Here is a 19,759-nt window from a genome sequence, read left to right as displayed (position 1 = left end):
CGGGAGGGTCGGATACGGGCCGTGCAGCCGTGCGTCCGGGCAGGTATCCGACGGGGCGCCGATGTCTGGTGATGTTGGTCACAATCTGGTTTGCGCAACGTCATGACCACCACAACTGGGAACGTGAAACGGCGCCGCGACCATCACGGGGACGGCCACGGCGCCGGGTAGTCCGCGCCACAGATCAGGCGTTCCTGGCGCGCTCCTCGTACGCCTTGCGCTGATCGGTGTTCACATCGTCGAGGAAGGTGTTGGTCGACCCCAGCGCCCGTGCCAACCCGTCGGCCCACGACTCCGGCAGCAGATTGACCACCTGCGCGATGGCCCCCGCCACGGCCGTCACCCGGACCTTGGATTTCGGCGCTGCGATCAGACCGACGATCGCGTCGGCGATCTCCTCCGGCTCGGCCGGACGCAAGATCTTCGGCGTGCTGACACCGGAACCGAGTTCAGTATTGGTCAGCGTCGGCAGTACCGACGAGAAGCTGAGGCCCGAGCCCCGATACTCCTCGCGCAGGGTGTCGGTGAATCCGAGCACCGCGTGCTTGCTGGCGTTATAGGTCGCCAGGCCGGGAATATGGGTCTCACCGGCCAGTGACGCGATATTGATGACGTGCCCGCTGCGTCGCGGCAGCATCCGCGCCAACGCCAGCTTCGACCCGAGGATGACGCCGTAGACATTGATGTCGAGGATGCGGCGGGTCACCTGATCGGGTTCGTCGACCAGCTTGCCGGTCGGCATGATGCCCGCGTTGTTGATCAGCACATCGATCGGACCAAGTGTGCGTTCGACCTCGTCGAGGAAGGCCTCGAACGAACTCGAGTCGGTGACGTCCAGGCGGCCGTACACGTCGAAATCGCGGCTGGTGCCCGACTCCTTGACCGTCGTCTCATCGATATCGCCGATGGCGATCTTCGCCCCGAGCGCCTGCAGTGCCGTCGCGGTGGCCAAGCCGATGCCACGCGCGCCGCCGGTGATGACGACGACCTTGCCGCGAATCTTCATCGCGTCTGCCATTTACTTCTCACCTTTCGCATTGCCCTTGAGTCGCAGCAGGGCCGCTACATCGAGCCGGCGCAGACCGCGGGCACCCGCCGCCCGCATCGCGCCGAGCGCGAACAGGATCTTGGGTACTTCGTACGGGAACCAGATCAGTTCCTTTTCCTGCGTGGGCAGGATCGGCTTGGTGATCGCCTGTGCCCGGCAGTATTTGCGCACCCCGTTCGGGCCGCCCCAGCGGGCGCCGACGCCGGAGTTGCCCCAACCGCCCATCGGCAGGGCGAAGCTGAACATATTGCTGAAGACGTCGTTGATGTTCACCGCGCCCGCCGACAGCTGCCGCGCGACCCGCTCGCCGCGGTCCTTGTCGCCGGTCCACACCGAGGCCGACAGGCCGTAGATGGAGTCGTTGGCCAGCCGGATCGCCTCGGCCTCATCGGCGACCTTCATCACCGGCAGGGTCGGGCCGAAGGTCTCCTCGGCGACGCACGACATCGAGTGGTCGACGTCCACCAGCACTGTCGGCTCGAAGAAGGTGCCGACGCCGGTGCGCTTACCGCCGGTGGTCACCTTCGCACCGGCCGCGACGGCCTCGTCGACGTGCCGCTGCACGATCTTCACCTGGTTCTCGTTGGCCAGCGCGCCCACGTCGTGGTTCGGGGTGCGGTCGTCGAGACCCTGGCGCAGGGCCGCGACATTCGCGGTCAGTTTGGCGACGAACTCGTCGTAGACCGGCGCTTCCACGTAGACCCGCTCCACCGAGATGCAGACCTGCCCGGCGTTGAACATGCCGCCGAAGGCGATGCCGTTCGCGGCCCGATCGATATCGGCGTCGGCCAGCACGATCGCCGGATCCTTGCCGCCGAGTTCCAGGCTGTAGGGGATCATCCGCTCGACGCAGGCGGCGGCGATCTTGCGACCGGTGAGGGTGGAACCGGTGAACTGGATGTAATCGGCGTTGTCCACCACCGCGGCGCCGGTCGCCCCGGCGCCGGTGACCACCGCGAATACCGGCGGTGCACCGATCTCGGCCCAGCCGCGCGCCAGCTCGAGTGCCGACAGCGGTGTCACCTCCGATGGCTTGAGGATCACCGCGGCACCGGCGGCAAGCGCCGGAATCACATCGATCACCGGCATGGCCAGCGGGAAGTTCCACGGCGTGATGACCCCGACGACCGGATACGGCTTGAAGGCGATCGACAGCTTCTTGACCCGGGCCAGCGGGCTGTGCGGGGACGGGTTCTCATCGGCGAGGAACTTCGCCGCGCGACGGGCGTAGTAGCCGGTCAGATCGACCGAGAAGGCCGGGTCGATGAGCGCATCCACCCGGGGCTTGCTTGTCTCGGACTGCAGGACGTCGGCCAGCTGTTCGGTGTTGTCGATCAGCCAGTCCTGCAGTTTCAGCAACCATTCCTTGCGGCCCTCGGGGCCGATGGCCTCCCACTCCTGCTGGTACAGCCGCAGTTCGCGGACCTTGGCCGCCACATCGTCGGCCGAGACGTCGGGCACCGTGCCGACGACCTCGCCGGTGGCCGGATTACGCACCTCGATCACCGCGGCAGCGGCGGAGACCTTCTTACGCGTTGTCGTTCGTTTCGTCGTGCCTGCGGATTCGGTGTCGGTCACTGTCTGCTCTCCCACTGCGTCGTGGCCTCGGGCTTCCTCGGCGGCTGTTCGCTGTGAATCAGCTCACTGAACTATGATCGTGGCACAATTATCGGCGACATTCTTGGCTCGATATGTCAACCGGTGCGGACTGGTTTGGACTTTCGATACAAATTCGGTGCGTCGCGCCGACCGCGAGGTGACAGATGACGAATCCGGTGCACGACGCGCCTCCCGTCCCGCTCGACCCACCCGACCGGCTCGCCGTCGGTGAATCGGCCTCCATGAACGAGCGGGTCCGATATTGGCTGGCCGAATTCGTCTACGAAACGATGCGGACCGAAACACTCGACCAGATCGTCGACCGGCTCGATTCCGCGATCGTCGCGCGCATCCCCGAACTCGCCGACCGAGATATGCGCCGCGATCTCGCGGCGAGCACCCGCGCGCACGCCAGGGTCGTGCTCAGCGGTCTCACCAGCGACACCATCGATCCGGTGCTTCCCGAACAAGCGCATGCGTTCGCCAGAACCGTCGCCCGCCGTGGCTTCGAACTCAGGCTGTTGCTGCGCACCTACAACGTCGGGCTGGCAGCGGTACTCGACTTCTTCACCGATGCCCTCGATCAGCGGCCGACGCCGTATCCGATCGAACGTGTGGTGATGCTGCGCATGTTCGAACGGGCAACCCAGTGGGTCGGCGCGTCGGTGGAGACCCTGACCGAGACCTACATGGAGGAGCGCGAACGGGTACTGCGCGCCGCGCTCAACCGCCGCACCGAAACCGTGCGGGCCCTACTCGCCGGCGACGACATCGACGTCGAACAGGCATCGACTCGGCTCGGCTACCGGCTGAACCAGCAGCATCTGGGTGTGGTGCTCTGGGCAGACGAGCCTGCGGAGTCGGGCGGTGACGGCGAGATGAGTGGATTGCTCGACCGCGTGACCGCACGGCTGGCGGCCGAACTCGGCAGCAACCGCGTGCTCACCGTCGCCTCGGGGGCCAGCAGCATGTGGGCCTGGATCGGGCTGGATGCCCAGCAGGGCGCGGCGCCGGCTGCGGAGGTTGTCGCGCGGGTGGTCGAGGCGCCGGTGCGGATCGCTTTCGGTGTTCCCGGTGATCGGGTCACCGGCTTCCGGCGCAGCCATGCCGAAGCGATGGCGGCACGTCATGTCGCCGAACGCGGGGCGGGGGACGGGCCGCGGGTCACGGCCTACCGTGAGGTGGAGGTCGCGTATCTGGCCGGCGTCGACGAGGCGGCGATGCGCGCACTGATCGCACGGGAGTTGCGGGCGCTTGCCCGGCGCGACGCGAACGCGGCCCGGCTTCGCGAGACCCTGCATGCGTATCTGCGCTGTCAGCACAGCCCAGAGGCCGCCGCGAAACAGCTGGGCGTGCACAAGAACACGGTCCGCTACCGCATTCAGCGGATCGAGGAACTGCTCGGTCATCCGATCGACCAGCGGGCGCTGCCGTTGCAGACCGCGCTCGCCTGCGTCGCGGCCTACGGGGCCGACGTGCTGCCCGAAGCCAGCTGATCCGCCAGGCGTACCTCCGCCTTCGCTGCGGCCATGCGCGGTCTGCGGACGGCCGGGGCCGGCAGCGTTTTCTGTGCGTACCTCCGCCTTCGCTGCGGCTATGCGCGGTCTGCGGACGGCCGGCGCCGGCAGCGCCTGCTATGCCTGTGCTTCGCGGGCGGCGATCCGGCGCAGCGGTGGTTCGGTGCTCGGTGGCACCCGGCGATCGGGCAGCTCCGCCAGTAACTGGGTCGTCGCGGCCGCGATCGCGGCGACGGCCTTGTCGACTGCGGGTTTGGTGGTGGAGCTCAGGCCGGTCAGGCCACCGACCTTTCGCACGTATTGCAATGCGGCGGCATAGATTTCCTGCTCGGTCGCGGCAGGCTCCAGACCACGCAAGACGGTGATGTTTCTACACATGAATGCACACTAGCCCTCCGGTACCGCCCTCGGCAGGCCAAGAATTCGATGATGTGAAAAACCTTTGAACGCGCTCGGCGAACAGGCCACCATGCGGCTGTCGGCACCTACACTCGCCCTATGCCTGCCCGCGCGCTACCCACGTTGACAACATTCCCGTACAAGGAGCTCGATCAGCGCGAGGATGACCACTGGTCCGGTGCGCAGATCTCCGACGATCAATTACGCGCGCTGGCGCTCGGCGCATTCTATTCGGCCCGCTGGGACGCGTTCCACGACGAATTGCTGCTCGGCCCCGAACGTGAGCACCCGCTCGGCGATCGCCGCGAATTGGCCATCGATACTCTCACCGGCGCGTGGGGCATCACCGACGGCACCGAGGCGCGCGCGTCGATGGAACAGCTGCTCGACGGCATGCACGCACCGCTCTATGCGCTGGTGCATCCGCTGGTCTCGGCCTCGATCAATGCCAGCGAGCGCGACCGCTTCGGTGAGCGCGCCGATCGGCACCGGGCGTTTCTGCGTCAGGTCGGCTCGTTCCGCGGTATGGAGAATCCCGAAGCGCTGGTCCGTGACTACGACATCTGGTCCCAGGCGATCAAGATCGGCTTCACCGATCATCTATCCAGGCCGCTTCCCGGCGATATCTACGCGTGGGATCTGGCACGGGTGGTCGCGGTCGCGCGGATGGCCTTCACCGCGGGGTACCTCGAGGCCGATATCGCCTGGGGTTATCTTGCTCGTGCGCTACCGCTGGCGCGCAGGCGTTACCGCAACTGGCGTCAGTTCGGCGACGCCTACCTGACCGGTTGGACCTACTGGCAGGCCACCGAGGATCTCGCCGTGCTCAAGGAGGGCGGCGTCGACCGCAGGATGGAGCTGCTGCGCCTGTGGACGCGGCCGACCAGCCCGTGGCGGCGCATCGGCCTGAACTGAACGGCGGGCCCCGCGATACCGGAGCCCGCCGCCCGAGCCTTGCTACACCCCCGGTAGCGAACGCAGAATCCCGCGGCCGTACCGCTGGAACTGAGTGTCGTCGACCATGCCGAGCGAATGCCGTTCAACCAGCAGCTCCCACTCCGCGTACAGCTGCGCGGTGCCGGGGTCGGCGGGGCCTGCAGCGCCATCGGCGGATTCGAGCCGGATCGCGAAGTTCACCGCACAGGTGACGCGTTGGGTGTCGGCACGATCGAGGCCGGTGAAGTGCAGCGACTGATTGCCGTCGTGCACGTCGATGCCGGTATCGGTGCGAACGGTGCCGATCTCGCCGGGCGCACTCGCCGGGCCGTCGGTGCTGCGCGCCCACATGATGGCCGGGACGGCCAGCTCATGGGCATAGCGTTCGCCGGTGCCGATGGAGATGAACAGCAGCCGCGCGGTGGTGGCGGCCAGCAGTCCCTGACCGTGGCCAGCGGGGGGGTGCGCGACGGCCAGCGCCGTTTCCAGCACGTACTCGTCGGCCGTCGCGAATCGATGCAAGGCGTTGATCGCGGATTTGGCTTCCTTGCGCGGCGCCATCCGGCGCACCGCGCGCTCCACATCGGCACGGACGGGGACTCCCGAGTTCCATTCCGGCGCGGGCGGGGTGAGATCCGGTGCCGCGACGTCGACACGCTGGAAATCCAGGATCTGATCATTGATCCGGTCGACGATCTCGACCGCGGCGGGCACATCGTGCTCGGCGATCAGCACCGGTAGCGGCGTCCGGTCGGCGGGCACACCCGTGAGGACGGGGGTGGGATATCGGAGATAGATCTCGATGACGACCGCATCGTCGGCGCGCCGGTTCAGGCGGACCTTCAACAGGTCGGTCACCGGGACGTCGAGCACACGCTCGCCGTCGGTGCCAGGTCGTAGGACGATCAGCCGCCCCCGGCCGTGACGCACTATCGCTGTGGGTGTCCGTAGCTCGACTATGTCCATACCCCCTGCGCTCTATGTGGTTGGGGTGCTCTCGGGGTCGTACCTGGTGCACAAGCCTGCGCCTGCGGCGGTTCGCGACGCGTTGCCGGAGCACGGTGCTCACGGGCACTGCACTGTGCCGTCGCTCACGATAGGCCGAACGTGCCATGATTGTGACCACTCGGCACAAACCAGGCCGGCGAGATCGGGAACCACGGGCGTTCTCCGGCCGTTTACCTGTTGAACTGCATCACCGGCCGAACTGCGCGATGTATCGGGTCGACCGTACGCGGTAACGTGGCTTGTCCGCATCCGCACGCATCGCTAGGCAAGAACCGGAGACACCGGAAAGGACTGGCCGCCCGGCCGACGCTCTATGAACCGCAAGACTGTGTTTCGCACCCTGGCGATAGTCTCGGGCATTCTGCTCGTTATCTATCTGTTCAGCTATTTCGGCAACGACACGCGCGGCTGGAAGAACGTCGACACCTCGGTGGCGTTGAGCCAGCTCCAGGACCAAGGCAACGTCAAGAACGTTCAGATCGATGATCGCGAGCAGCAGCTGCGGATCGAACTGAACAACGGCAACGACGCCACCGGCGGCGAGTCCAAGATCATCGCCAAGTACCCGGGTGGCAGCCAGACCTCCGCGCAGGTCTTCGACGCGGTGCAGAAGTCCGGCGCTCCGTACAACACGGTGGTCAAACAGGACAGCTGGCTCACTCAGATCCTGTTGTTCGTGCTGCCGATGATCATCCTGCTCGGCCTGTTCATCTTCGTGATGTCCCGGATGCAGGGCGGTGGTCGCGGCGGCATGATGGGCTTCGGTAAATCGAAGGCCAAACAGCTGTCCAAGGACATGCCAAAGACCACGTTCGCCGATGTGGCTGGTGCCGACGAGGCCGTCGAAGAGCTCTACGAGATCAAGGACTTCCTGCAGAACCCGGTGCGCTACCAGGCACTCGGCGCGAAGATCCCCAAGGGCGTGCTGCTCTACGGTCCGCCCGGTACCGGTAAGACGCTGCTTGCGCGCGCGGTCGCTGGCGAGGCGGGCGTGCCGTTCTTCACCATCTCCGGTTCGGACTTCGTCGAGATGTTCGTCGGTGTCGGCGCCTCCCGTGTGCGCGACCTGTTCGAACAGGCCAAGCAGAACAGCCCCTGCATCATCTTCGTCGACGAGATCGACGCGGTCGGCCGTCAGCGTGGCGCCGGTCTCGGCGGTGGCCACGACGAGCGTGAGCAGACCCTCAACCAGCTGCTCGTCGAGATGGACGGCTTCGGCGACCGCACCGGCATCATCCTGATCGCCGCCACCAACCGTCCCGACATTCTCGACCCGGCGCTGCTGCGCCCTGGCCGGTTCGACCGGCAGATCCCGGTCAGCAATCCCGACCTCGCCGGTCGCCGCGCCATCCTGCGGGTGCATTCGCAGGGCAAGCCGATCTCACCCGAGGCCGATCTCGACGGTCTGGCCAAGCGCACCGTCGGCATGTCCGGCGCCGACCTGGCCAACGTCATCAACGAGGCCGCGCTGCTCACCGCGCGTGAGAACGGCTCGGCGATCACCGGCGAATCGCTCGAGGAATCGGTCGACCGGGTCATCGGTGGTCCGCGCCGCAAGAGCCGCATCATCAGCGAGCACGAGAAGAAGATCACCGCCTACCACGAGGGCGGCCACACGCTGGCGGCCTGGGCGATGCCCGATATCGAGCCCGTCTACAAGGTCACCATCCTCGCCCGCGGCCGCACCGGCGGTCACGCCATGACGGTGCCGGAGGACGACAAGGGCCTGATGACCCGTTCGGAGATGATCGCCCGCCTGGTGATGGCCATGGGTGGTCGCGCGGCCGAGGAACTGGTGTTCCACGAGCCAACCACGGGCGCGTCCTCCGATATCGATCAGGCCACCAAGATCGCCCGCGCGATGGTCACCGAATACGGCATGAGCGCGCGCCTCGGCGCGGTGCGTTACGGCCAGGAGGCGGGCGATCCGTTCCTCGGCCGTTCGATGGGACAGGGGTCGGACTACTCGCACGAGGTCGCCGGTGCCATCGACGAGGAGGTGCGCAACCTGATCGAGGCCGCGCACACCGAGGCCTGGTCCATTCTCAACGACTACCGCGACGTCCTCGACGATCTGGCCACCGCGCTGCTCGAGCGCGAGACCCTGCACCGCAAGGATCTCGAGCAGATCCTCGCCGCCGTGGTCAAGCGTCCGCGGATCACCGCGTTCAACGATTTCGGCGAGCGCGTGCCCTCGGACAAGCCGCCGGTGAAGACCCCGGGCGAACTGGCCGCCGAGCGCGGAGAGCCGTGGCCGCCGGAGCCCGTCGCGCCGCCGCTGCCCGCCGCAGCCGCCGCGGCTCGGGAACCGGCGCCGGCCAACGGGTACCCGCCAGCGGGTGGTTACCCGGCGCAGCCGCAGCACGGCCGTCCGGTCCAGCAGCCCGCCGGGTATCCGATGCCGCAGCAGCCGGGCTATCAGCGCCCGGGGGCCACGCACGGTTCCCGTCCCGATTACGGCGCGCCCGCCGGCTGGTCGGCGCCCGGCTGGCCGCCGCGTGAGGAACCGCAGGAGCCCTCCGGCGAGCGCGGTTTCGGTGCCTGGCCCGACCCGGGTGAGGGTCGGCCGCGGCACGGCTACCAGCCCGAACGCGGTTACGACGATCGCGGCGGTTACGACGATCGTGGTGGCTACCCCGACAACTCCGGTCCCGAGGGCGCGAATCGGGACTGGGAAGGACCGAACGGCAGGGGTTGACCAGCGCCGATTACGCTCGATCCTCGGGGCCGGGCGATCTGCCCGCGCCCTGAGATTTGGAGGTGTCCTCGATTGTCGGCCAACGATCACAGCTACGGCCAAGCCCCAATCGCGCCCGGTCGGCCCGTCCTGGACGATCCGGGACCAGAGGTGAACGGGACCGCGCTCGTCGCGCTGCACACAGGTAAGCCCTTCGACCAGCCGCGCGCCGAGGCCGCGATCCGGGAACTGCTGATCGCCGTCGGTGAGGACCCGGATCGACAGGGTCTGCGCGATACTCCGGCCCGGGTGGCGCGTGCCTACCGCGAGATGTTCGCCGGGCTCTACCTCGAACCCGACGCGGTGCTCAACACCACCTTCGACGAGGAACATCAGGAACTGGTGCTGGTGCGCGACATCCCGCTGTACTCCACCTGTGAACACCATCTGGTGTCGTTCCACGGTGTGGCGCATGTCGGCTACATCCCGGGCACACACGGCCGGGTGACGGGCCTGTCCAAGTTGGCCCGGCTGGTCGATCTGTACGCCAAGCGACCGCAGGTGCAGGAGCGGCTGACCAGCCAGATCGCCGACGCCGTCATGCGCAAGCTGGATCCGCGCGGCGCGATCGTCGTCGTGGAGGCCGAGCATCTGTGCATGGCCATGCGCGGCATCCGTAAACCGGGCGCGAGCACCACCACCTCGGCGGTGCGCGGACTGCTCCAGACCAATGCCGCCTCGCGCGCCGAGGCGCTCGATCTGATCCTGCGCAAGTGAGTCACACACCGCAGCCAGGGGTGACGCCGCGCGCGGGCCGATCGTGCGTGGTGATGGGAGTCGTGAACGTCACGGCCGATTCGTTCTCCGACGGTGGCCGCTACCTCGATCCGGAGCTGGCCATCCGGCACGGGATCGAGTTGTTCGAAGCCGGCGCCGACATCATAGACGTCGGCGGTGAGTCGACCAGGCCAGGCGCGGTCCGGGTGGATGCCGAGACCGAGACGGCTCGGGTGGTCCCCGTCATCCGTGGACTCGTCGCCGCTGGGGTGCCGGTCAGTGTCGACACCATGCGCGCACAGGTCGCCGAGGCTGCCATCGCCGCCGGGGTGTCCGTGGTCAACGATGTCTCCGGTGGCCGCGCCGACGCCGATATGGTGAAGGTCGTTGCGGGTGCCGATATCCCGTGGATTCTCATGCACTGGCGGGCGGGCGCCGACTACCGGCACACCGGTCCGGCCGACCACTACGACGATGTGGTTGCCGAGGTGCGTGCGGAGCTGGGCACGCAGGTGCGTCATGCCATCGCCGCCGGTGTCGATCCGGCGCGGCTGATTCTGGATCCAGGCTTGGGATTCGCCAAGAACGCCGAACACAACTGGGCGCTGCTCGGCGCGCTGCCGCAGTTCATCGCCGATGGTTTCCCGGTGCTGATCGGCGCTTCCAGGAAACGCTTCCTCGGCACGCTGCTCGCCGACGAAGCCGGCCCGCGCCCGCCCGACGGCCGCGAGACCGCGACCGCAACCATCTCGGCGCTGGCCGCCTTGCACGGCGCCTGGGGCGTCCGGGTGCATGATGTCCGGGCCTCGTTGGATGCCGTCATGGTGACCGATGCCTGGCAGCGCGCGGCGGGCTCGGCAGGGGTGGTTCGTTGACCGAGGTAGGAGGGCCCGCGTCGTCGCGGCGTGCGCCCGATCGGATCGAGCTGCGCGGACTGCGCGTCTTCGGTCATCATGGTGTGTTCGACCACGAGAAGCGTGATGGCCAGGAGTTCCTGATCGACCTGACGGTCTGGGTCGACTTCGCCGCCGCGGCGGCTTCCGATGATCTCGCCGACACCGTCGACTATGGCGCGCTCGCCGAACTCGCGGTGCGCATCGTCGCCGGACCGCCGCGAGATCTCATCGAGACCGTGGTCAGTGAGATCGCCGATGCGGTGATGGTGGCCGAGCCGCGCATCGATGCCGTGGAAGTCGTTGTGCACAAACCGTCCGCGCCGATCCCGCACACCTTCGCCGACGTTCGCGTGGTCACCACCCGGCAGCGGGAACAGGCGGCCCGATGAGTCGCGCGGTCCTGTCCATCGGCTCCAATCTCGGTGACCGCCTCGGCTATCTGCGCAGTGTGATCGAAGGATTCGGATCGCGCGTTGTCGCGGTGTCGCCGGTGTATTCGACCGCGCCGTGGGGCGGGGTCGAGCAGGACGACTATCTCAACGCCGTAGTCGTGGTGGCGGATCCGGACTTCGAATGCGTCGACTGGTTGCGCAGGGGGCAGGAATTGGAGCAAGCCGCCGACCGTGTGCGTGAGGTGCGCTGGGGTGCAAGAACATTGGACGTCGACGTGGTGTGGTGCGCGCAGGACGGGCCGTCGGGTCCGGTGGCCTGCCGCAGCGCCGACCCCGACCTGACCTTGCCGCATCCGCAGGCGCATCGCCGGGCCTTCGTGCTGGTGCCATGGCTGGAGGTGGAGCCGCGAGCCGAACTCGAGGTCGACGGCCACGTGCGCCGCGTGTGTGATCTGGTGGCGGAGCTGGACGCCGCCGAACGCGACGGTGTGCACCGGACCGCCCTGACCTTGGTCGCCGGGGGAGCGAACCAGTGCAACAGCTGAAGCCGACACGCGTCCTCGACCTCACCGCGAACCTCGTGATCGCGGCGGCCCTGGCCTGGGCCGCCACTCGCATCGCCTACGGCAGCTTCCCGCCGATCTCGAGTTTCGCGGGGGCATCGCTGTATCCGGTGGCGGCGATCGAGGTGGCGCTCGGCTTCATCATCCGCGCCAGGATCAATGAGCATCGCATCGGTGACGGACCGCATCAGCTGCATCCGATCACCGCGGCGCGGGCGGTCGCCATGGCCAAGGCTTCGGCGCAGGTGGGTTCGTTGGCGGCGGGGGTCTGGCTCGGGTTCCTCATCTGGGTGTTTCCCCAGCGTGGTGATTTGAATGCGGCCGACGCCGACGTGCCAGGTGCCTTGATCGGATTGGGTGCCGCGGTGGCGCTGGTGGCGGCGGCGCTGTGGCTCGAATATTGCTGCCGCGCGCCCGACGATCCGACCGATGATCCAGCTACCACATAGCTAACATGGTTGGGTGAATCACCACCCCGGAACCTGGGCCGCCATCGACATCCAAGCTACCCTGGCGGGCATGGTTTCACCCTCCCGTACCAGCAGCTCCCCTCTACGGCGGGACTATGCGGGAAAAATGTTCGTCGGTGCGCTGATTCTGCTCGGCTTGGTTGCCAGTATTTTCCTGATTTTCAGCGATAGCTTGCAATTCATTCGGATCGGCTTGGTAGCGGCGCTCTGGGCGGCTGTGCTCGGCGCGCTGGCCGCGACCAAGTACCGCAAGGAATCCACAGTCGACAAGGCCAAGGTCCGCGACCTGCAGACGGTCTATGAGCTGCAGCTCGACCGCGAGATCTCGGCCCGGCGCGAATACGAGCTCGGTGTCGAGGCGCGTGTGCGTCAGGAAGTCGGCGCCGATGCCGCCGAGATGGCCGCGCTGCGGGCAGAGCTGACGGTGTTGCGGCAGAACCTGCAGCGGCTCTTCGACGGAGATCTGCCGATGGATCGTCCGGCGCTGCGGGCCGACTCAACGCGCATCCAGGAACTCACCGGCCGACCGGCCGGTTCGGCGAACGTTAACTCGGCGAATGCCGACGGCTGGGTCGGACCGCGGCTGCCTCGCGATTCGGTGACCCCCGTCTACGACACCGATCATCCACAGCCGCCGGTCTTCGCCAGCCCCTTCGACGATCCGGTCACGGCGGAGACCTCGATCATCACCCTCGACCGCGACGAGGCGGACACCGCCGCCGACGCGACAGCCGCGAGCGGAAGCTGGGCCGACGCGTTCGCCGAGAGTTCCTCGGACCCGGACGCCGACGCCGCGCTGGCGGACGCCTACCGATCCGGGGCCGCTGCATGGGGTGCGGCAGACCACATCGTGGTCGGCCCACCAGCTCCTGCGGCGCAGTCCCGGACGGTGATGGGTCCGCCGGCCCCGCGCGAAGCCGAATCCGAGCCGGACGTCGCGGCCGGATCGACATCGGCTGGAACCGATGCCCCGCCGACTTCGGTGTCCGGCACACCGGCCCCGATGGGCGCGTCCGCCCCGGAAACCACCTCTGCCGGCCCGTCGACAGCCCCTGCCGGGCCGCCGACCGCGCCTGAAGCGTCGGCCGGCCCAGCCACCTCCGCCCGCCCTGCGCAGACCGCCCCGACCTTCGGTTCGGCCAGCTCGCGGCGCCGCCGACGGGCCGAATCGGAGTCCGACGATTCCTCGTCCAAGCGGCTGTCGGTTGCCGAGATCCTGGCGAATCTGCAGTCCGAGCAGAGCAACGGGTCGCGCTGACTGCGGCGTAGATCACGGGGCCGGGCCATGGCGCATGGCGGACCTTGCCCATATTCTCGTGACGTAACGTCTGGTACCCGCCGAGCGGGACTGGAACGACATCCGAGAGGACACTGTTGACCTCGCCAAGCGTGACTTCTGGCAACGCCGCGTCGGGACCCGATCCCGCGCCCGCACGACTGACGGTGGGAATCGTCTCGGCGGGACGCGTCGGTTCGGCCTTCGGCGTCGCGTTGGAACGTGCCGGGCACGTGGTGTTCGGCGTCTCCGCGATCTCCGACGCGTCGGTGCATCGGGCACGTACCCGTCTGCCCGAATCCAGGGTGCTTCCGGTCGAGGAGGTCGCGGCAAGCAGCGAACTGCTGATCCTCGCCGTACCCGACAACGAACTGGCCGGCCTGGTGCGTGGCCTCGCCTCGGCCGGTGTGGTCCGGCCAGGCACCATCGTGGCGCACACCTCCGGCGCGAACGGCGTCGCCGTGCTCGCACCGCTCACCGAACTCGGCGCCCGCCCGCTGGCCATCCATCCCGCCATGACCTTCACCGGCCACGACGAGGACCTGGCCCGACTGGCCAACTCCTGCTTCGGTATCACCGCCGCCGACGAGATCGGCTACGCCATCGCGCAGTCGCTGGTCATCGAGATGGGCGGAGAGCCGGTGCGGGTGGCCGAGGAGCACCGCACGCTCTACCACGCTGCGCTCGCGCACGGCAGCAATCACCTGGTCACGGTAATCGTCGACGCCGTCGCCGCGCTGCGCGCCGCCCTCGACGGACCCGGTTTGCTCGGCCAGCAGGCCGTCGATGATCAGCCCGGTGGCCTGGCCGAACGGCTGCTTGCCCCGCTGGCCTCGGCCGCCCTCGACAATGCCCTTCGCCGCGGTCAGTCCGCCCTGACCGGTCCGGTGGCCAGGGGCGACGCCGACGCTGTCGCCGCACATCTGCGCGCCCTCGACGAACTCGACCCGCGCCTGGCCGCGAGCTACCGGGCGCTGTCCTTGCGCACCGCCGAGCGGGTCGATTCCGATGCCGCCCTGATCGAAATGCTGGAGGAGCGTCGATGATGGACCCGAACCTGCGCGGCGCCTATAAGCCGGGCGAGCTGACCGTGCACCACGACCCGTCGGTGGTCGCCGCGGTCGCCAAGGCGCTGCGCGGCGTCGGCCGCACCGTCGGACTGGTGCCGACCATGGGCGCATTGCACGAAGGCCACCTCGAGCTGGTGCGCCGCGCCAAGCGGACCAATACCGTCGTGATCGTCTCGATCTTCGTCAACCCGCTGCAGTTCGGTGCGGGCGAAGATCTGGACAAATACCCGCGCACCCTCGACGCCGACGTGGAATTGCTGCGCGCGGAGGGCGTCGACCTGGTCTTCGCGCCGAGCGTGGCGGATATGTACCCCGAGGGTCCGCGCACAACAGTGCACCCCGGCCCGCTCGGTGTCGAGCTCGAGGGCGGAACGCGCCCAACGCACTTCGCGGGCATGCTGACCGTGGTCGCCAAGCTGTTGCAGATCACCAGGCCGAGCGAGGCATTCTTCGGCGAGAAGGACTATCAGCAGCTCACCCTGATCCGGCAGATGGTGCGGGACCTGAACTTCGACGTGTCGATCGTCGCCGTGCCGACCGTGCGTGAAGCCGACGGCCTTGCGCTGTCCTCGCGCAATCGCTACCTCGACGCCGGCCAGCGCGAGGCGGCCACGGCCCTGTCGGCCGCGCTGATCGCCGGTGCCCGCGCGGGCGGACTCGGCGCCGATGGTGTGCTGCGGGCCGCGCGTGCCGTCCTCGAAGCCGCTTCCGGTCTGGAGATCGACTACCTCGAACTGCGTTCGTCGAACCTCGACGCCGCGCCTGCCTCCGGCAATGCCCGGTTGCTCATCGCGGCCAAGGTCGGCGCCACCCGGTTGATCGACAACATGCCGGTCACCCTCGGCGCCACGATCGACGGCCACCCCAATCCAAGCACCCCGCCCGCCCAGGTATCGGTATAGGAAGGCGACGACGATGTTGCGCACCATGATGAAGTCGAAGATCCACCGCGCCACGGTGACCCACGCCGATCTGCACTACGTCGGCTCGGTGACAGTGGACCAGGATCTGCTCGACGCCGCCGATCTGCTCGAAGGTGAGCAGGTCTGCATCGTCGACATCAACAACGGCGCCCGCCTCGAGACCTACGTGATCGCCGGTGAGCGCGGTTCGGGCGTCATCGGGATCAACGGCGCCGCCGCCCATCTCGTGCACCCGGGTGATCTGGTCATTCTGATCGCCTACGGGATGATGGACGAGCGGGAGCTGAAGGAGTACTCGCCGAAGGTCGTCTTCGTCGACGACCGCAACCGTCCGGTCGAGCTCGGTTCCGATCCTGCGCACGCACCCGAGGGTTCCGGCCTGCTCACCCCACGCGACCTGTCGTTCGTCTGATAGCCGCAGGCGAGGCCGAGGATCGGGATCCTTATATGCTGCTGACGATCGACGTCCGCACCACCAGCATCGAGCTGGGGCTGTTCTCCGGCAGCGGTGCGCACGCGAAACTGGCGCGGCACTGGCGAATCCACACCAATCCGCTGCTGACCGCCGACGAATTCGCCATGCAGGTGCGCGGGCTGGTCGGCACCCATCTGGACGAGGTGGTCGGCGTCGCGGCGCTGTCCACGGTGCCGCCGGTGCTGCGTGAGCTGCGACTGATGTTGGAGCGGTACTGGAATCACGTACCGCATGTGGTGGTGGAACCCGGTGTGCGCACCGGTATTCCGTTGCTGGTCGACAATCCGAAGGAAGTCGGCGCTGATCGGATCGTGAACAGCCTCGCCGCCTTCGATAAGTTCGCTTCCGCGGCCATCGTCATCGACTTCGGTATCTCGACCTGTGTGGACCTGGTGTCGGCCAAGGGGGAGTTCCTCGGCGGTGTGCTCGCGCCCGGTGTGGAGATTTCCACCGAGGCGCTCATCGAACGTGCCGCGCTGCGCCGGGTGGAGCTGGCGCGCCCGCGGTCGGTGGTCGGCAAGAACACCGTGGAGTGCATTCAGTCCGGTGCCGTGTTCGGCTTCGCCGGCCTGGTCGACGGTCTGGTGGACCGCATCCGCGACGATTTCGATGCCTTCGCAGGTGACGATGTCGCGATCGTGGCCACGGGCGCGGGGGCCCCGCTGATCGTGCCGGAATCGGAAACCATCGAACATCATGAACCGCGCCTGACGCTGACCGGCCTGCGACTTGTCTACGAGCGCAATCAGCGCAACCGCCGCGTATGACAGCGTGGTCGCGACCGGCTGTGGTGCAGGTCATCGGTTCGGCGCCGATGTGCCTGCTACACTCATCGACGTGTATTTCCGTGTGAGCACCCAGGAGTGTTGTCGAGGCTGACCTGCCTCGACCGTTCGAGGCACGCCCGATGTCCTCGACCGCTGCACACTTCCTGGAGATTCGCTCATGCGTTCTTCTGTTCTTTCCCTTTCGCCCGCCCGTGACGCCCGCACGCTGAATGCGCGCGCCGCACGCGCCGCCAACCCGCTGCCGACCCGTTCGATCGCGCCCGCGCTGCCCACTCGGCTGCGTCCGGCAGACCTGCTCCGGTTGACCGACGAGGGCGCCGAGGACGTGCTGGTGGGCCGCTACGACCATCTGCTGCCCGCCGACGGGCACTGGCCGACCGAGGAGCGCTGGGCCGCCCGGCTGCTCTCCGATGACGAGGTCGACGTCTGGCTGATCAGCTGGACCCCGGACAGGTACACCGAACTGCACGATCACGCGGGTTCCATCGGCGCGCTCACTGTACTCAGTGGGGCGCTCGCCGAATACCGTTGGAACGGAACCGAATTACGCCACCGCACGCTGGTCGCCGGTGATCAGGCCTCGTTCCCGATCGGCTGGGTGCACGATGTCGTGCGCGCACCGGAGCCGCCCGCGGTGTCCGGCGTCGACGTGCCGATCGCCGTCGCCGATTCGATCGGCCCGCTGGACCCGACCCTCAGTGTGCACGCCTACTCCCCGCCATTGACCGCCATGTCCTATTACGAACTCACCGGACACGGCGGTCTGCGGCGTACCCGAACCGTCCTCACCGACCAGCCCGAAGGTGATATGTGATGAGCCCGCAGACCATCGACCAGATGCTCGACAGCGCGCGCACGCAGCTGCGCAGGCTGTATGCGTTCGAATTGCCGCAGGCGCTCGAACGCGGCGCGATCCTGGTCGATATTCGGCCGCAGGCGCAGCGGATTCGTGAGGGCACCATGCCCGGTGCCCTGGTGATCGAGCGCAATGTGCTGGAATGGCGCCTCGACCCGTCCAGCTCGGCCCGGCTCGCGCTGGCCACCGGCCACGACGTGGAATGGATCGTGCTGTGCTCGGAGGGCTACACCTCCAGCCTCGCGGCCGCATCACTGCAGCAATTGGGCCTGCACCGGGCCACCGACCTGGTCGGCGGCTATCAGGCATTGAAGGCGGCCGGGCTGCTCACCGTGGCGTCTCGGGCCCCGCATTTCGCCCGTGAGGTGGCGGCGCTCGCCTCGCTGTAGAAACCGGGCGTCGCCGGGCCGGGAGCAGCGGGTCAGCAGGGCCGGGCGGCGCGCGAAACGGTTTCCGGTGCACGCTAGGGTAGTTCAACGTGAGCACCCCGAACTCCCCTTCCACCGGTAGCTCCGCGGCATCGGCTCCCGCGGGCCGCGCCAATCGCCCCGACGACGTCGACGACGTTCCGGAGCAGATGCGGATTCGCCGGGAAAAGCGGGAACGCCTACTTGCCGAAGGCGGGCAGGCGTATCCGGTGGTCGTGCCGCGCACGCATTCCCTGGCCGAGATCCGTGCCGAGCATCCCGATCTGGCGCCCGATACCCAGACCGGCAGCATTGTCGGTGTCGCGGGCCGCGTCATCTTCATGCGCAATACCGGCAAGCTGTGCTTCGCCACCCTGCAGGAAGGTGACGGCACCAAGCTGCAGGCCATGATCAGCCTCAACGGTGTCGGCGCCGACGCGCTGGCGGCCTGGAAGGCCGATGTCGACCTCGGCGATTTCGTCTTCGTACACGGTGAGGTCATTTCCTCGCGTACCGGCGAGCTGAGCGTCATGGCCGATGAATGGAGCATGGCCGCCAAGTCGCTGCGCCCGCTGCCGGTCGCGCACAAGGAGATGAACGAGGAGTCCAGGGTCCGGCAGCGTTATGTCGACCTGATCGTGCGCCCCGAGGCCAGGGAAATGGCCAGGACGAGGGTCGCGGTCGTGCGTGCCCTGCGCAACGCGCTGGAACGTCGCGGATTCCTCGAGGTCGAGACGCCGATGTTGCAGACGTTGCACGGCGGCGCCGCCGCCCGGCCGTTCGTCACCCATTCCAATGCCCTCGATATGGACCTTTTCCTGCGTATTGCGCCGGAGTTGTTCCTCAAGCGTTGTGTTGTCGGCGGTCTGGAGCGAGTGTTCGAGGTCAATCGGAACTTCCGCAACGAGGGTGCCGACTCCACGCATTCGCCGGAGTTCGCGATGCTGGAGACGTATCAGGCCTACGGCACTTATGACGACTCGGCTCGCATGACCCGGGAATTGATCCAGGAAGTGGCCGAGGAAGCGTTCGGCACCCAGGTGGTGATGCTCGCCGACGGCACCGAATATGACCTTCGTGGTGAGTGGGCGACTGTCGAGATGTATCCGTCGCTGTCGGACTCACTGGGTGTGGAGGTCACCCCGGAAACGACGATTCCGGAATTACTGGCACTGGCCGAACGGGTCGGTTTGGAAATTCCGGAAGGCAAGGGCTACGGCCACGGCAAACTCGTCGAGGAACTGTGGGAGCATCAGTACGGCGACAAGTTGTACGCCCCCACATTCGTGCGTGACTTCCCGGTCGAGACATCTCCACTGACCAGGCAGCATCGCGACAAGGCGGGTGTCACCGAGAAGTGGGACCTGTATGTGCGCGGCTTCGAGTTGGCCACCGGCTATTCGGAGTTGGTCGATCCGGTGATCCAGCGTGAACGCTTCGTCGACCAGGCTCGGCTTGCCGCGGCTGGTGATGACGAGGCCATGGTGCTCGACGAAGACTTCCTCGCCGCGATGGAACACGGCATGCCGCCGACCACAGGAACCGGTATGGGAATCGACCGCTTGTTGATGGCGCTCACCGGTTTGGGAATCCGGGAAACGATACTGTTCCCAATTGTGCGTCCGGCCGCTCGCTGAGCGATCGGATTGCACGACTCCAGCTCGTCTTGGCATTTTTCGAAT

The 19,759-nt window shown here is 67.5% G+C and carries 20 protein-coding genes; 16 read left to right on the top strand and 4 right to left on the bottom strand.

Annotation, left to right across the window (positions count from 1 at the left end; genetic code table 11):
* Positions 1-184: 184 nt before the first annotated feature.
* Positions 185-1,018 (bottom strand): SDR family oxidoreductase, encoded by an 834-nt coding sequence (locus GV792_RS24275; RefSeq protein ID WP_163826724.1) that lies wholly within the window; start codon positions 1,016-1,018, stop codon positions 185-187.
* A complete protein-coding gene (locus GV792_RS24270; RefSeq protein WP_163826722.1) occupies positions 1,019-2,626 on the bottom strand; it encodes an aldehyde dehydrogenase family protein in 1,608 nt (535 codons plus the stop codon). It abuts the gene before it with no gap.
* A gap of 185 nt (positions 2,627-2,811) precedes the next feature.
* On the opposite strand from GV792_RS24270, the gene GV792_RS24265 reads away from it, so the two are divergent.
* Positions 2,812-4,143, top strand: coding sequence for a PucR family transcriptional regulator (locus tag GV792_RS24265; RefSeq protein ID WP_163826720.1), 1,332 nt, complete (start codon positions 2,812-2,814; stop codon positions 4,141-4,143).
* A 138-nt stretch (positions 4,144-4,281) separates the two neighbouring features.
* On the opposite strand, the gene GV792_RS24260 is transcribed toward GV792_RS24265, so the two are convergent.
* Positions 4,282-4,542, bottom strand: a complete 261-nt coding sequence (locus GV792_RS24260; protein WP_163813649.1) for a DUF2277 domain-containing protein — start codon at positions 4,540-4,542, stop codon at positions 4,282-4,284.
* A 120-nt stretch (positions 4,543-4,662) separates the two neighbouring features.
* Here GV792_RS24260 and GV792_RS24255 point away from each other — a divergent pair, with 120 nt between their 5' ends.
* Positions 4,663-5,478, top strand: coding sequence for a DUF1266 domain-containing protein (locus GV792_RS24255; protein ID WP_163826718.1), 816 nt, complete (start codon positions 4,663-4,665; stop codon positions 5,476-5,478).
* A gap of 42 nt (positions 5,479-5,520) precedes the next feature.
* Here GV792_RS24255 and GV792_RS24250 read toward each other — a convergent pair whose 3' ends face one another.
* The gene (locus tag GV792_RS24250) at positions 5,521-6,465 is read right to left on the bottom strand and encodes a hypothetical protein (RefSeq protein WP_163826716.1); all 945 of its coding nucleotides are present in this window, start codon (positions 6,463-6,465) and stop codon (positions 5,521-5,523) included.
* A 355-nt stretch (positions 6,466-6,820) separates the two neighbouring features.
* Between GV792_RS24250 and ftsH the strand changes: the two genes are divergently transcribed.
* From ftsH to lysS, 14 genes are all read left to right on the top strand, one after another.
* Positions 6,821-9,205: an ATP-dependent zinc metalloprotease FtsH gene (ftsH, locus tag GV792_RS24245; protein ID WP_163826714.1), complete on the top strand. Its 2,385-nt coding sequence runs from the start codon at positions 6,821-6,823 to the stop codon at positions 9,203-9,205.
* Positions 9,206-9,334: 129 nt separating this feature from the next.
* Positions 9,335-9,961: a GTP cyclohydrolase I FolE gene (gene folE / locus GV792_RS24240; RefSeq protein WP_163826748.1), complete on the top strand. Its 627-nt coding sequence runs from the start codon at positions 9,335-9,337 to the stop codon at positions 9,959-9,961.
* A gap of 53 nt (positions 9,962-10,014) precedes the next feature.
* The gene (gene folP / locus GV792_RS24235; RefSeq protein ID WP_163826746.1) at positions 10,015-10,836 is read left to right on the top strand and encodes a dihydropteroate synthase; all 822 of its coding nucleotides are present in this window, start codon (positions 10,015-10,017) and stop codon (positions 10,834-10,836) included.
* Complete coding sequence (gene folB / locus GV792_RS24230) at positions 10,833-11,246, top strand: dihydroneopterin aldolase (RefSeq protein WP_163826712.1); 414 nt, start codon at positions 10,833-10,835, stop codon at positions 11,244-11,246. The genes folP and folB overlap by 4 nt, the downstream gene beginning before the upstream one ends.
* Complete coding sequence (folK, locus tag GV792_RS24225) at positions 11,243-11,794, top strand: 2-amino-4-hydroxy-6-hydroxymethyldihydropteridine diphosphokinase (protein WP_163826711.1); 552 nt, start codon at positions 11,243-11,245, stop codon at positions 11,792-11,794. Before folB ends, folK begins: the two co-directional genes overlap by 4 nt.
* Positions 11,791-12,261: a DUF3180 domain-containing protein gene (locus tag GV792_RS24220; protein ID WP_163826744.1), complete on the top strand. Its 471-nt coding sequence runs from the start codon at positions 11,791-11,793 to the stop codon at positions 12,259-12,261. Before folK ends, GV792_RS24220 begins: the two co-directional genes overlap by 4 nt.
* A gap of 70 nt (positions 12,262-12,331) precedes the next feature.
* The gene (locus GV792_RS24215) at positions 12,332-13,540 is read left to right on the top strand and encodes a DUF6779 domain-containing protein (RefSeq protein WP_163826709.1); all 1,209 of its coding nucleotides are present in this window, start codon (positions 12,332-12,334) and stop codon (positions 13,538-13,540) included.
* A 116-nt stretch (positions 13,541-13,656) separates the two neighbouring features.
* Positions 13,657-14,604 carry a Rossmann-like and DUF2520 domain-containing protein gene (locus tag GV792_RS24210; RefSeq protein WP_175584732.1) on the top strand — a complete coding sequence of 316 codons (948 nt, stop codon included), beginning with the start codon at positions 13,657-13,659 and terminating at the stop codon, positions 14,602-14,604.
* Positions 14,601-15,530 carry a pantoate--beta-alanine ligase gene (gene panC, locus GV792_RS24205; RefSeq protein ID WP_163826705.1) on the top strand — a complete coding sequence of 310 codons (930 nt, stop codon included), beginning with the start codon at positions 14,601-14,603 and terminating at the stop codon, positions 15,528-15,530. Before GV792_RS24210 ends, panC begins: the two co-directional genes overlap by 4 nt.
* Before the next feature lie 13 nt (positions 15,531-15,543).
* Positions 15,544-15,963, top strand: a complete 420-nt coding sequence (gene panD, locus GV792_RS24200) for an aspartate 1-decarboxylase (protein ID WP_163826703.1) — start codon at positions 15,544-15,546, stop codon at positions 15,961-15,963.
* 35 nt (positions 15,964-15,998) lie between these two features.
* Positions 15,999-16,793, top strand: a complete 795-nt coding sequence (locus tag GV792_RS24195) for a type III pantothenate kinase (protein ID WP_163826701.1) — start codon at positions 15,999-16,001, stop codon at positions 16,791-16,793.
* Positions 16,794-16,971: 178 nt separating this feature from the next.
* Positions 16,972-17,628, top strand: a complete 657-nt coding sequence (locus GV792_RS24190; RefSeq protein ID WP_256668149.1) for a cysteine dioxygenase — start codon at positions 16,972-16,974, stop codon at positions 17,626-17,628.
* Positions 17,628-18,059, top strand: coding sequence for a rhodanese-like domain-containing protein (locus GV792_RS24185; RefSeq protein WP_163826699.1), 432 nt, complete (start codon positions 17,628-17,630; stop codon positions 18,057-18,059). The genes GV792_RS24190 and GV792_RS24185 overlap by 1 nt, the downstream gene beginning before the upstream one ends.
* 188 nt (positions 18,060-18,247) lie before the next feature.
* Complete coding sequence (gene lysS / locus GV792_RS24180; protein ID WP_163826740.1) at positions 18,248-19,714, top strand: lysine--tRNA ligase; 1,467 nt, start codon at positions 18,248-18,250, stop codon at positions 19,712-19,714.
* Positions 19,715-19,759: the final 45 nt, after the last annotated feature.

The organism is Nocardia cyriacigeorgica (assembly GCF_010868145.1).
In the GTDB taxonomy this organism is placed as follows: domain Bacteria; phylum Actinomycetota; class Actinomycetes; order Mycobacteriales; family Mycobacteriaceae; genus Nocardia; species Nocardia cyriacigeorgica_D.
The sequence above is the reverse complement of the archived record's forward strand: the minus strand, read 5'-3'. Positions and strand labels throughout refer to the sequence as shown.